Below are 12,751 nucleotides of genomic sequence, written 5' to 3'. Positions count from 1 at the left end.
AGCCTGGAGCGGAAATCACGTGCACTACGTTAAGACGCATACTAGCTATTTTCCGCAAAACAACAATCTTTTAGAAAAAAGTCTTTGTTTGTTATTGCACTAATTTAATCGTTTCACTGTTTAGAGGGCTTTGCTGTTCAACTTCGATATTGTTATCATCAGTACCTGCAATAAACCCTACAACACCTAAGCTTGATATTAAAAGAAGAAATAACACCAATAGTAATTTCCTCATCACAAATCCCCCCTTTTACACGCACTAGTAATCTATCTATTTTACATTGTACATAATATTGACTATGATTTACTACAAGTAATTTTAACCATTATAAAACTTTTTTTATTCCAATATAATTACACAGAATTGGGGGATACTCAGGACGATGAATATTCAAGAAGCAGAAGTAATTAAAATTGAAAAGGTTGGCATCGGAACGAGAATATGTATTGACGTTGTCGACAACTTAGACCCACTTGAAGGCGCATTGGTTGGAAATACAGGACATGGATATTTGATGGTACTTTCTGAAAATAGATCAACAAAAACGTATCCAGCACGGCCGTTTCGGATAAATTGCGGAGCATTGCATCAGTATATATATTTGGGTGAGGAACAAACCATTTATTTATCAGAAATGAAGCCAGGAATGAGATTGCCAATCGTGAATAAAGGCCAGGCAAGAATGGTAGCTGTCGGGCGAGTAAAAGCAGAGAAAAGGGAACTGATCCGAGTGGTTTGCAAAATAGCTGATAAAGAAATTTCAGCAACATTACAAGCATCTGACAGTGTTCATGTATTATCGAATAAGCTAGCGCAATCCGTTGAAACACTTGAGCTAGGTGATAAGATCCTTTGTCTGCCAGATGAACCTGGCCGTCATCTTGGTAAAAAGATTGAAGAAGAGATATGGGAGATATAATAAGGTGGGTACTATGGTCACTACAGATTTATCGTCAAGTAGTAAATTAGAATTAGCTCCAGGTGATATTTTGTATTCTTCCAAAGGCTGGTCAACATTTCTAGTTGGTCATGTTGCAATTGTTGGCCCACGGTTAAACATTCATCATTCACACCCGAAAGGTGGATTTTCAGAAACTGTAGACAGATATTTGACGAGGCATAAGTTTGGAGGGACGATGACAATCCTTCGACCACGCAAAGGTGCTCTTGAAGCAGCTGATTGGGCGGCGCGAAATATTGAACAAGTAACCTCGTATCTTTTTCATCCACGGCTAGATACGATTCATCATAATTATTGTTCGAAATTCATTTGGCAGGCATTTTGGTATGCATCTAATATTGACATGACGAGTAGAAAGTTAGCTGCTCATAAGCAAAATTGGGTTTATCCATACAATATTAAGCATTCCTGGTTGCTAACTGAAAAAGCGCAAATAAATATTGGAGAAATGATTGAAAATTTAAAAATTTAAAATTAAAGCATTGACAAAACATTCCCTGCATACTATGATAATAAGCAACTAAACTAAAACGTGTTGGCATTGACGAAGAGTAGTAACGCATAAGACTCTAAAGAGAGCTGGTGGTGGTGCAAACCAGTGTGATACTTATGGGTGAATGGACTTCCGAGCCTCCAAACCGAACTTCACTTTGAATAGTAGGCTTTGGCGATTTGTCTCATCGTTACCTGAGACTAGTATTAAAGTATAAACATACTTGATACGATTAAGTGAGCTGCTGTGCAGCTAATTAAGGTGGTACCACGGGTTTCCTCGTCCTTTTCGGATGTGGAGCCCTTTTTGTTTACCTAAAAATATAAAATCGTTGATGAAGAATAGTACGCTAATTGATGTTTTACAGAGAACCGGTGTTGCTGGAAATCCGGTAAGCTAGATTGGCGGAATGGACTTCGGAGAGATCACCTGAACCAATTAAAGTAGGGTGAAACGGTATCCCCCGTTATCGGGAAGGTGATAATTTTTTTACAAATAATCACTACCAAAGAGGAAGGATTATTCCTTCAATAGAGGTGGCACCGCGGTAACATATAACCGTCCCCTATCTACGTCATGATGATGTGGATAGGGGACTTTTTTTATTATAAAAAAATATCTTTAATCATAAATAGAGGAGAATGAAAATGAATCAAACAACGGCATCGGTATCGTACAAAAGTATTCAGTTAAACGGAGATGTACTCACTCCGATTCTAGTGTTTCAACGTATTAAAGGTCGGAAAAAGTTTTTGTTGGAAAGTTCTGCAGCACACGGTGAGAAAAGCCGTTATTCGTTTATCGGTATTAACCCATATAAAGAATTGATTGGCTCTGGCAATGAAACGACGGTCCAATATGTCGCAGACGGACGCACAGAAACGGAAACAGGTAAGCCGCTTGAAGTATTAAAAAAACATATGCCGAAAAAAACACTTCCATTGGATTTTGCCTTTTACGGCGGTGCGATTGGCTATATCGGTTATGACGCGATTCGACAATACGAAGAAATTGGCAAAATAAACGATGATGAAATTGAAATGCCAGAAGTTCACCTTATGTTTTATCAGGATGTGATTGTCTTTGATCACCATAAACAAAGTGTAACCGTATTGGCAATTAACTTAGACGGTGAACAAACAGAGCAACAGTTAGAACAGCGGTTGCAGGCATTGCACGAAGATATCGCCACGCAAACAGCGGAACAAGACCAACCAGCAGTAAAAGTAACGTTTGAACCATCGATCACGAAACAGAAATTTATGGAGATGGTAGAAACAGCAAAGCAGCACATAACCGATGGAGACATTTTTCAAGTTGTTTTATCCCAACGGATGAAAGCTAGCTTTGATACCGATCCATTTACATTTTACCGGAGCTTAAGACGTGCTAACCCATCTCCATATATGTTTTATATCGATTTCGAGGATTATATTGTCTTAGGTGCATCACCGGAAAGTTTAATTAAAACAAAAGGGAAACAGGTAATTACGAATCCAATTGCCGGTACGAGACCAAGAGGGAAAACAAAGCAAGAAGATATTGATCTAGGAGAAGAGTTGTTAGCGGATGAAAAGGAATTAGCGGAACACAAGATGCTAGTTGATCTTAGTCGGAATGATTTAGGCCGGGTATGTGAGATCGGAAGTATAACAATTCCGAAATATATGACGATTGAACGTTACCAGCACGTGATGCATATCGTGTCCGAAGTACAAGGTCAACTAACCGCAGATTACACTGGTATCGATGCCTTAATATCAACGTTACCAGCAGGAACCGTATCAGGTGCACCGAAGATTCGAGCAATGCAAATTATAAATGAACTGGAAAATCAAAAACGCGGGGTATATGCCGGTGCGGTTGGCTATTTGAACATGAACGGTGATGTTGATCTCGCGTTAGCCATTCGTACATTAGTAATAAAAGATCAACAGGCTTACGTGCAGGCAGGTGCTGGCATTGTTTATGATTCAGACCCTGCTGCGGAATATCAGGAAACATTAAATAAAGCGAAATCACTATTGGAGGTAAGTACCAATGATACTGTTAATCGATAATTATGATTCTTTCACATACAACTTGTTTCAATATGTCTCGGAGTTAGGTAAGCAAGTAAAGGTTGTACGTAATGACCGCTTAACGATTGACGATATACGGAAGCTTAATCCAGAGGCAATTATTTTATCGCCGGGGCCTGGAACACCGCAAGAAGCGGGTATATGTATTGACGTTGTCAAACAGCTCGGCGAGGAATATCCGATTCTCGGAATTTGCTTAGGGCACCAAGCAATTGGCGCAGCATTTGGTGGAGAGATTGTTCACGCAAAGCAAATCAAGCACGGAAAAACATCGATGCTGAAGCATAAAAATGATGAGATTTTTAACTATTTAACACAGCCACTTGAGGTAATGCGATATCACTCGCTCGTAATTAAAAAAGACAATCTGCCAACGGAGTTACAAGTTACTGCAACAGCAATGGACGATAATGAAATAATGGCAGTTAAGCATAACAAACTTCCCATCTATGGCTTGCAATTCCACCCCGAATCAATCGGAACTGGTGATGGGAAAACGATTTTGAAAAACTTTTTCACGGCAATTAGAAAGGAGCATTCCTATGAAACAGTTTCTCGATAAACTTATTAAGCAAGAAGCGTTAACGATGGAAGAAATGGAAGCGGCAGCGCAATTAATGTTTTCAGATGAGATTAGTGACACAGAAGTTGGCGCATTTTTGACAGGATTAAAAGTCAAAGGTGAAACTGCAGATGAGATAGCTGGCCTAGTCAATGTGATTCGTGAAAAATCGGTGGCGTTACCTAGTACCTTCAGTGATGTGATGGATAACTGTGGAACCGGTGGAGATGGGTCGCAAAGCTTTAACATTAGTACAACGTCAGCCTTCGTTATTGCAGGTGCCGGAATTACGGTCGCAAAACATGGAAATCGCAGTGTTTCTAGTAAAACAGGAAGTGCGGATGTGTTGGAGAATTTGGGAGTCTCGTTGTCGTTAACGAGCGAACAAACTTTTGAAATATTAAAAGAAAACGGCATTGCTTTTCTATTTGCTCCACACGTTCACCCCGCATTGAAACGGATTATGGGTGTTCGAAAGCAATTAAGAATCCCAACAATTTTCAACTTAATCGGACCGCTTACCAACCCGGTTGAACTGCAAACCCAACTGCTAGGACTTTACCGTCGTGATATGCTAGAGATGATGGCAGATGCCCTCCATCGTTTAGGAAGAAAGCGAGCTTTAATTATAAATGGAGCAGGCCATATGGATGAAGCATCATTGGCAGGAGACAATCACCTTGTATTGTTAGAAAGAGGCGAGATTATCCGGTTTACACTTCATCCCGAAGAAGTTGGATTACCAGTGTATGATAATGAGCAGATCAAAGGTGGAGATTCAAGTCAAAATGCAGCCATCTTGCGCGATGTGTTAAAAGGAGAAAAAGGTGCATACCGAGACACGGTAATTATGAATGCGGGCCTGGGCATCTTTGCTAATGGGAAAGCAGGTACGGTACAAGAAGGGGTAGCACTTGCTCGAGAAAGTATTGATTCAGGTGCAGCATTATCAAAGTTAGAAAAATTAATTGATTATAGTAACCAAAAGAAGCAAGAGGTGTAGAACATGACAATTCTTGATAAAATTCTAGCAGCAAAAGCCGAAGAGGTTGCAAGCTTAAAGCAAAGCTACCAAAAAGGGCAAAAGCTAGATAAAATAATCTCAGCGTCACTTTATGATAGCTTTATACAATCCGATAAAATGAGTATAATTGCTGAAATTAAACGAGCTTCACCGTCGAAAGGGATCATTAATGAAAATGTAGATCCTCCAAAGCAAGGGAAACAATATCAAGCATATGGTGCGGGTGCTATTTCAGTCCTAACCGATCAGCCTTTTTTCAAAGGGACGATGGCAGATTTACAAGCAGTCAGAGAAGTGGTAGATGTTCCACTATTAAATAAAGATTTTATTATTGATGAAATTCAAATTGATCGTGCTAAGGACTATGGGGCGAATCTAATTCTACTCATTGCCGCTGCTCTACCAAAATCACGATTACAAGAATTGTATGATTATGCAACACAACAAAACCTTGAGGTACTGTTCGAAGTGCACAACGAAGAGGAAATGGCGGTTGCAAATGATTTACAAGCCAACATAATTGGTGTGAATAATCGTAATTTAAAAACGTTTGAGGTAGATTTGGCAATAACAGAACGATTGTCACAGCTAATTAAAAAACCTGACACATTGCTGATTAGTGAAAGTGGATTTAAAACGACGCTTGATGTGGAAAGAATGGTATCATTTGGAGTAAAGGGTATTTTAGTCGGCGAGACGATGATGCGTTCAGGAAATTTACAAGCAACGTTTGATCAATTAAGCATTCCTTTTGAGCAAAAGGAGAACCGGTAATGAAGGTTAAAATTTGTGGTATTACAACAATTGATGCTGCCAAGCACGCTGCAAACGCAGGTGCTGATTTTATCGGATTTGTTTTCGCAGATAGCAAGCGCCGAATTGATGTTCAACAAGCCAAAAAAGTGGCGGCGCACATACCGGCAGATGTGAAAAAAGTTGGCGTATTCGTAAATGAAACAGTAGATACGATTCATCACATAGCAACTACGGTGGGATTGGATTATGTACAGCTACACGGAGATGAATCACCAGCGTTTTGCGAACAACTAGATTTTCCAATTATAAAAGCATTTCAAGTTAGATCAAAAGATGACCTTGATGTCCTCGAAAATTATGCTTGTGAATATTATTTATTAGATAGTCCAGCAGGTAAGTATCGTGGCGGTAATGGAGACAAATTTGATTGGACTCTGGCAAAACACATGCCAAATTTAAAAGGGAAGATCTTACTAGCTGGTGGTCTGCATGAACAAAATGTGCAGCAAGCTTTAGCAGAAGTTAATCCAGACGGTGTAGATGTTTCCAGTGGAGTAGAGACAAATGGACAAAAGGATTTGGATAAAATAACTGCTTTTATTACAAAGGCAAAGTCTATCAAGGATGGTGACTGAAAATGACAACATATACACAACCGAACGAACAGGGACACTTTGGCTCTTATGGAGGTAGGTTCGTACCTGAAACACTGATGCCAGCGGTTTTGGAACTAGAACAAGCATACAAGGAGGCAATCAATGATCCTGCATTTGTAGAAGAATTAGATTATTATTTTAAACAATATGTAGGCAGAGAAACACCACTGTATTACGCCGAAAATTTTAGTAAGCAGCTTGGTGGACCTAAAATATACTTGAAACGTGAAGATCTAAACCACACAGGAGCTCATAAAATCAATAATGCGCTTGGGCAAGCATTGCTAACACTCAGAATGGGCAAAAAGAAAGTGGTTGCTGAAACTGGTGCAGGACAGCACGGTGTAGCAACCGCAACTGTTTGCGCGTTGCTAGGATTAGAATGTGTTGTTTTCATGGGGAAAGAAGATATTCGCAGACAAAAGCTTAACGTATTTCGGATGGAACTTCTAGGTGCACGTGTAGAAAGTGTTGACCAAGGCAGTGGTACCTTAAAAGATGCAGTAAATGAAGCATTGCGTTACTGGGTATCAAATGTAGAAGATACACATTATATTATCGGATCGGTAGTAGGTCCACATCCATTTCCGCAAATTGTCCGTGATTTTCAAAGTGTGATCGGTAGTGAGACGAAAAAACAAATGCTAGACCAAGAAGGACGGCTTCCAGATGCTGTTGTTGCTTGCATCGGTGGCGGAAGTAACTCGATGGGAATGTTCTACCCATTTGTTGATGATAAACAAGTGAAACTTTATGGAGTTGAAGCAGGCGGGGCTGGTGTGGAAACAGGCAAGCACGCCGCAACGCTCACTTATGGACAACAAGGTATTTTGCACGGTACAATGACTTACTTGCTACAAGATGTTGACGGCCAAATCCAAGAGGCACATTCGATTTCAGCAGGATTAGATTATCCTGGAGTTGGACCAGAGCACAGTCACTTGAAGGAAATTGATCGTGTTGTTTATGATTCGATCACTGATGAAGAAGCACTTGAAGGACTGCAAAATTTATCAAAGACAGAAGGTATTATTCCAGCTTTGGAAAGTGCGCATGCGATTGCGTATACGATGAAACTTGCCAAGCAGATGAACGAAGAGGAGATCCTTGTGATTTGTTTATCAGGCCGTGGTGATAAAGATGTGGAAGCTGTAAGAGAAGCGCTAGGAGGGGAAACGAATGGGTAAGGCAAAATTAGATGCTGCATTCAAGCAAGTACTAGAGGCTGGCAACAAAGCATTTGTTCCATATATCATGGCTGGTGACGGTGGTTTGGATGTATTAGAAGAGCGTTTGAACTTTTTAGAGGAAAGTGGAGCAACGGTTGTTGAGCTTGGTATTCCATTTTCAGATCCAGTTGCAGATGGACCAACGATTCAAGAAGCAGGTCTCCGTGCATTAGCACAAGGCGTTAGCTTACGGTCTGTTCTAGCAGAGCTGAAAAGATTCCGAGAGAAACGCACAATTCCAGTCGTACTAATGACTTATATTAATCCAATTCATGCGTTTGGCGTAACAGCATTTGCGAAACAATGTCAGGAAGCAGGCGTAGATGGCCTAATTATCCCGGATTTACCTTTAGAAGAAGAAAACCTAATAGCAAAAGATTTAAAAGAGCATGAGATTGCGCTTATCCGACTAGCGGCATTAACAAGTAACACAGAGCGTTTAACAGAAATTGCGAAACGAACAGAAGGCTTCTTGTACGCTGTTGCCGTTACAGGTACAACAGGAGCGCGCACAACGTATAAAGACAACTTAGCACAACACCTACAAGACCTGAAAGCAATTAGTAACGTTCCGGTTCTAGCTGGATTTGGTGTATCAACACCAGAGCAAGTTAAAGAATTAAGTGCGAGCTGTGATGGTGTAATCGTTGGAAGTAAAATTGTCGATCGGTTGCATCATGGTGACACAGAAACGATTCGAGCGTTGATCCAAGCGGCGAAATTAACGGAGAATGCTAAGAGTTAAAATAGTTAGTGAGCTTGGTGAGCGTGGGTATTTTGAAGACAGTATTCGTAATAAAATAACACCTTGTAACACTTGAATACTCAAAGAGATTAGCAGGCCCGATTGTGTGGTCTGCTTATTCTTTTGGTTTTGAAATTAATTTACAATAGAGCGAAGTGAGTACTTTACTTAAACTGGAAGGGCAGCGAAAGGAGAGAGAGGTTTAATGGATAATCATAAGTTTGATGAATTTATTAAAATTGCTAAAGAACTAAATGAGATTAAAATTATTCCTTTGTTAATGGGATCTGTTGGTTTAGAAATAGTTACAGGAAATAATTGGGGCGCAAAGGACTTAGATATACATGTGCCTGGTGATAAAAGAGGGTGGCAGGTGCCGGCCGAATTATCTATACATAACTGGAATGATATAGTTAAAATTATGAGTTCAATGGAATATAGCTTAATTGATTTGCATGAACATGAGTTCTCTAAAAGCAAACTGTCAGTTGAGTTTGGTATTATCGACACTTTACCAAATTTCGCAAAAGTACAATTAAAGGATTTAGAAATATATATAAATGGAGACGTAAAATATTATTTGTTAAATCCTAAGCAATATTTATGTGTTTACGAGTCTTCATCTAAAGATAGTTATCGAGCGGATAAAAATAATAATAAGGATATTGAAAAAATAAAACACTTAAAAAATATGATATATGGATCAATTTCATAATTACCTTATACAGCTATCTGCATCTACACATAGTTAGGAGACGGTTTAATCCTACTATATGTGGAGGCGGATAGCAAAAAAATCAGTGAAATGAAATTGTTTTTTATATAGGGAAGAGAAAAGCCAACAGACTGTTGTCCATTGACTTATGTTTCTTAAACTAATACCGATTCTCTTCCTTGAACTTGTTTTGCTTCATTCGTCATTGCGTTAAGCGCAACTTGGTTGATGAAGTTCCAAGGTTTATTATAGTGAGGTTGGAAAAAGAAATCTGTTAATGCTAGCTGTTCGATTGTCATGCCATTTGCAATCGCCACACTTAACGTATTGATCGCCTGTGTAAAATCGGTATCTGAAATTACTTGCGCACCTAAAACGCGATGGGTAGTGTTTTCATATACGATTTTTATTTGAATAACGCTATTATCAGGCATGAATTCAGGTCGATAATTATCTTCTAAATAAGCACTTGATACAGCTAACCCTGCTAACTGTGCTGCTGTTTCGGTTAACCCTGTTGACGCGATGTTATGTTGATATATTTTCAAACCAGATGTTCCTTGTGTACCAGGGTGTGGTAACACAGGACGTACTAAGTTTTGAGCTACTAAAGTTCCCATTCTTACAGCATTTGTTGCTAGTGGAATATATGCTGCTTGCTGTGTTGGATTGTAAGGTGCGGCACAGCAGTCACCGGCAGCATACACATCTTGTACACTTGTCTGCATGTAGCGATCGACGATAATCGCACCATTATCAAGCATATCTACTTGTCCTTTTACAATTCCCGTGTTTGGCCTGAAGCCGATACACATGACGACAAGGTCTGCATCATATTCACCTTTGTTCGTGATTACTTTTTCAACGTGCCCTTCTCCTGCAAAAGCTGAAACAGTTTGATCCAACGCTAACGTAATTCCACGTTGTACAAACGTTTCTTCCACAGGTGTTGTAAAAGCTTCGTCAAGGTAACGATTTAAAATACGAGATTCACTGTCGATTAAGGTAACCTCTTTACCGCCTTCTTCAAATGCCTCTACGAGCTCAACGCCGATATAGCCGGCCCCGACAACAACTACCTTCTGAGCTGATTCGGCACGACGGATAATTTCTTTGGCATGGTCAAAGTTTTTGCATAATAACACATTGTCTAACTCTCGACCTGGAATTGGTGGCGTAATTGGCCAAGAACCAGTTGTAATAATTAGCTTATCAAACGTATAATTTTTCACGACGCCAGTGCGTAAATCTTTTGCTTGAACTTGTTTATTTTGCGTATCGCATAATGTAACTTCATGCCTCATATGCATGCGCACACCTTGTTTTTTAAACTGATCTACAGAGGCATAAAATAAACCGGCTGCATCTTTCACAACTCCACCTACATATAAAGCAATCCCGCAAGATAAAAACGAAACATTATCATTTTTTTCAAAAACATCAATTTGTGCTTCTGGATACATGGCTAATATATTTGAGATTGCTGCTGTTCCGGCATGTGTACAACCAATAACTGCTACTTTCATGTAAATCATCCTCCAATTAAGTTCATTATTTCACATATATTGTGATGTTATTCACATAAATAATTTGTAAACTTACTATACCACTTGGTTTCAAAAACTACAAGTATAATGTGATTAATTTCACAAATGTGTCACAGACGAAATGTTCGAAGAGAATAAAAAAACGCATGGACACAAGGGTGCATCCATACGTTTGGTCGTTATAATTTAGCTAACATACATTGCTTCAATTTGTTTCTGAAGCTTTTTATCAGCTACATACTCGTCGTAGCTCATTTCTTTGTCAACAATGCCAGTTGGTGTAATTTCAATTAATCGATTTGCAATACTATTTACAAATTGTTGGTCATGGGATGTAAACAAAATAGATCCCTTAAAGTTAATTAAACCGTTATTAACAGCAGTAATTGATTCCAAATCTAAGTGGTTCGTAGGTTCGTCTAACAATAGCACGTTCGCATTGCTTAACATCATTTTTGATAGCATACAACGCACTTTTTCCCCTCCGGAAAGAACGTTCGCTTTCTTTAACGCTTCCTCACCAGAGAATAACATTCTTCCTAAAAATCCGCGTAAAAATGTTTCTGTTTGATCTTCAGGAGAGAATTGGCGTAACCACTCAACAAGTGTTAATTCACTTTCCTCAAAAAACTCTGCATTGTCTTTTGGGAAATAAGATTGAGAAGTTGTCACACCCCACGTATATTTTCCTTCATCTGGCTCAAGTTCACCAATTAATATACGAAGCAATGTCGTTTTAGCAATTTCGTCTTTACCAACTAAGGCAATTTTGTCGTCCTTATTCATGATAAAGCTAACCTTATTTAATACTTTTACACCGTCAATTGTTTTTGAAATACCTTCGACACGCAATAGGTCATTACCGATTTCGCGCTCAGGTGTAAATGCGACATAAGGGTATTTACGAGATGACGGTTTAATATCGTCAAGTGTAATATTTTCAAGCATTTTCTTACGAGATGTAGCTTGTTTTGATTTCGATGCATTGGCACTAAAGCGGGCAACGAAGTTCTGTAACTCTTTAATTTTCTCTTCTTTTTTCTTATTCTGTTCCCTTGCCATCCGCAGTGCTAATTGGCTGGATTCGTACCAGAAATCATAGTTACCAACATAAATTTGGATTTTCCCAAAATCAACATCAGCAATATGTGTACAAACCTTATTCAAAAAGTGACGGTCATGGGATACAACAATAACTGTGTTATCGAAGTTAATCAAAAACTCTTCTAACCATTGTATCGCGTTAATATCTAAGTGGTTGGTAGGCTCATCAAGTAAAAGAATATCTGGGTTGCCGAACAATGCTTGAGCGAGTAATACTTTAACTTTATCTGAACCATTTAAATCAGCCATTTTTTTCGTGTGAAGTGATTCCCCGATGCCTAACCCTTTGAGTAAAACGGCAGCATCAGATTCTGCTTCCCAACCGTTCAGCTCAGCAAATTCACCTTCTAGTTCAGCAGCTTTCATACCGTCTTCTTCGGTAAAATCGCCCTTCATATAGATGGCATCTTTTTCTTCCATAATTTCATACAAACGTTCATGGCCCATAATAACCGTTTTAAGAACTTCGTATTCCTCGTACTCAAAGTGGTCCTGTTTTAGAATTGCTAGTCGCTCATCTTTACCAAGCGCAACATTTCCAGACTGAGGTTCTACTTCTCCAGAAAGAACCTTAAGAAATGTTGATTTTCCTGCACCATTGGCACCGATTAGACCGTAGCAATTACCAGCGTTGAACTTGATGTTAACGTCCTCGAACAATTTTTTATCGCCATATCGTAAACTAACATTAGTTGCTTGTAACATATATTTGTTATTCCTCCAAAAAAATACGTAATCAAAGCTTAGCTTAAGCGAAAAAGACTATGAAGTCAATGGATAGGGACAATTGCAGCGTATCTGTTTTTGTCAGATCCTGTTGAAAAGGATAAATTGTATGTAAAATTCTTAAAACAAAGCCAAATGCTTGTGCTAGTAA

At 39.1% G+C, this 12,751-nt stretch carries 13 protein-coding genes and 2 other annotated features; of the genes, 10 read left to right on the top strand and 3 right to left on the bottom strand.

Annotation, left to right across the window (positions count from 1 at the left end):
- Positions 1-91 precede the first annotated feature (91 nt).
- Positions 92-235: a hypothetical protein gene (locus tag ACI6MV_RS22100; RefSeq protein WP_407272502.1), complete on the bottom strand. Its 144-nt coding sequence runs from the start codon at positions 233-235 to the stop codon at positions 92-94.
- Between the two features lie 148 nt (positions 236-383).
- Here ACI6MV_RS22100 and ACI6MV_RS22095 point away from each other — a divergent pair, with 148 nt between their 5' ends.
- The 10 genes from ACI6MV_RS22095 (at position 384) to ACI6MV_RS22050 (ending at position 9,223) form a co-directional block, all read left to right on the top strand.
- Positions 384-920, top strand: coding sequence for a 3-dehydroquinate synthase II domain-containing protein (locus tag ACI6MV_RS22095; protein WP_407272501.1), 537 nt, complete (start codon positions 384-386; stop codon positions 918-920).
- A gap of 4 nt (positions 921-924) precedes the next feature.
- On the top strand, positions 925-1,434 hold the full coding sequence (locus ACI6MV_RS22090; protein WP_407272500.1) for a hypothetical protein: 510 nt from the start codon (positions 925-927) through the stop codon (positions 1,432-1,434).
- A gap of 60 nt (positions 1,435-1,494) precedes the next feature.
- Positions 1,495-1,745, top strand: a binding site (T-box leader).
- 32 nt (positions 1,746-1,777) lie between these two features.
- Positions 1,778-2,024 (top strand) — a binding site (T-box leader).
- 78 nt (positions 2,025-2,102) lie between these two features.
- Positions 2,103-3,515 carry an anthranilate synthase component I gene (trpE, locus tag ACI6MV_RS22085; protein WP_407272499.1) on the top strand — a complete coding sequence of 471 codons (1,413 nt, stop codon included), beginning with the start codon at positions 2,103-2,105 and terminating at the stop codon, positions 3,513-3,515.
- Positions 3,496-4,098, top strand: coding sequence for an anthranilate synthase component II (locus ACI6MV_RS22080; RefSeq protein WP_407272498.1), 603 nt, complete (start codon positions 3,496-3,498; stop codon positions 4,096-4,098). The genes trpE and ACI6MV_RS22080 overlap by 20 nt, the downstream gene beginning before the upstream one ends.
- On the top strand, positions 4,079-5,101 hold the full coding sequence (trpD, locus tag ACI6MV_RS22075; RefSeq protein ID WP_407272497.1) for an anthranilate phosphoribosyltransferase: 1,023 nt from the start codon (positions 4,079-4,081) through the stop codon (positions 5,099-5,101). The genes ACI6MV_RS22080 and trpD overlap by 20 nt, the downstream gene beginning before the upstream one ends.
- Before the next feature lie 3 nt (positions 5,102-5,104).
- A complete protein-coding gene (gene trpC / locus ACI6MV_RS22070; RefSeq protein WP_407272496.1) occupies positions 5,105-5,896 on the top strand; it encodes an indole-3-glycerol phosphate synthase TrpC in 792 nt (263 codons plus the stop codon).
- Positions 5,896-6,513 carry a phosphoribosylanthranilate isomerase gene (locus ACI6MV_RS22065; RefSeq protein WP_407272495.1) on the top strand — a complete coding sequence of 206 codons (618 nt, stop codon included), beginning with the start codon at positions 5,896-5,898 and terminating at the stop codon, positions 6,511-6,513. The genes trpC and ACI6MV_RS22065 overlap by 1 nt, the downstream gene beginning before the upstream one ends.
- A gap of 2 nt (positions 6,514-6,515) precedes the next feature.
- Positions 6,516-7,721: a tryptophan synthase subunit beta gene (gene trpB / locus ACI6MV_RS22060; protein WP_407272494.1), complete on the top strand. Its 1,206-nt coding sequence runs from the start codon at positions 6,516-6,518 to the stop codon at positions 7,719-7,721.
- Entirely contained in the window at positions 7,714-8,508 is a 795-nt protein-coding gene (gene trpA / locus ACI6MV_RS22055) for a tryptophan synthase subunit alpha (protein WP_407272493.1), read from the top strand. Before trpB ends, trpA begins: the two co-directional genes overlap by 8 nt.
- Before the next feature lie 205 nt (positions 8,509-8,713).
- On the top strand, positions 8,714-9,223 hold the full coding sequence (locus ACI6MV_RS22050; protein ID WP_407272492.1) for a phosphoribosylanthranilate isomerase: 510 nt from the start codon (positions 8,714-8,716) through the stop codon (positions 9,221-9,223).
- A 155-nt stretch (positions 9,224-9,378) separates the two neighbouring features.
- Here the strand turns inward: ACI6MV_RS22050 and ACI6MV_RS22045 are convergent, their stop codons facing one another.
- The gene (locus ACI6MV_RS22045; protein WP_407272491.1) at positions 9,379-10,749 is read right to left on the bottom strand and encodes an FAD-dependent oxidoreductase; all 1,371 of its coding nucleotides are present in this window, start codon (positions 10,747-10,749) and stop codon (positions 9,379-9,381) included.
- Positions 10,750-10,956: 207 nt separating this feature from the next.
- Entirely contained in the window at positions 10,957-12,579 is a 1,623-nt protein-coding gene (locus ACI6MV_RS22040) for an ABC-F family ATP-binding cassette domain-containing protein (protein ID WP_407272490.1), read from the bottom strand.
- Between the last annotated feature and the right edge of the window lie 172 nt (positions 12,580-12,751).

This window comes from Radiobacillus sp. PE A8.2, from assembly GCF_045635475.1.
GTDB lineage: Bacteria > Bacillota > Bacilli > Bacillales > Amphibacillaceae > JBJGXI01.
The sequence above is the reverse complement of the archived record's forward strand: the minus strand, read 5'-3'. Positions and strand labels throughout refer to the sequence as shown.

Coding starts and splice junctions, on each gene's coding strand:
- ACI6MV_RS22100 (WP_407272502.1), bottom strand. CDS start 235: ATGAGGAAATTACTATTGGTGTTATTTCTTCTTTTAATATCAAGCTTA.
- ACI6MV_RS22080 (WP_407272498.1), top strand. CDS start 3,496: ATGATACTGTTAATCGATAATTATGATTCTTTCACATACAACTTGTTT.
- ACI6MV_RS22045 (WP_407272491.1), bottom strand. CDS start 10,749: ATGAAAGTAGCAGTTATTGGTTGTACACATGCCGGAACAGCAGCAATC.
- ACI6MV_RS22040 (WP_407272490.1), bottom strand. CDS start 12,579: ATGTTACAAGCAACTAATGTTAGTTTACGATATGGCGATAAAAAATTG.
- trpC (WP_407272496.1), top strand. CDS start 5,105: ATGACAATTCTTGATAAAATTCTAGCAGCAAAAGCCGAAGAGGTTGCA.
- trpD (WP_407272497.1), top strand. CDS start 4,079: ATGAAACAGTTTCTCGATAAACTTATTAAGCAAGAAGCGTTAACGATG.
- ACI6MV_RS22050 (WP_407272492.1), top strand. CDS start 8,714: ATGGATAATCATAAGTTTGATGAATTTATTAAAATTGCTAAAGAACTA.
- trpE (WP_407272499.1), top strand. CDS start 2,103: ATGAATCAAACAACGGCATCGGTATCGTACAAAAGTATTCAGTTAAAC.
- trpA (WP_407272493.1), top strand. CDS start 7,714: ATGGGTAAGGCAAAATTAGATGCTGCATTCAAGCAAGTACTAGAGGCT.
- ACI6MV_RS22065 (WP_407272495.1), top strand. CDS start 5,896: ATGAAGGTTAAAATTTGTGGTATTACAACAATTGATGCTGCCAAGCAC.
- trpB (WP_407272494.1), top strand. CDS start 6,516: ATGACAACATATACACAACCGAACGAACAGGGACACTTTGGCTCTTAT.
- ACI6MV_RS22095 (WP_407272501.1), top strand. CDS start 384: ATGAATATTCAAGAAGCAGAAGTAATTAAAATTGAAAAGGTTGGCATC.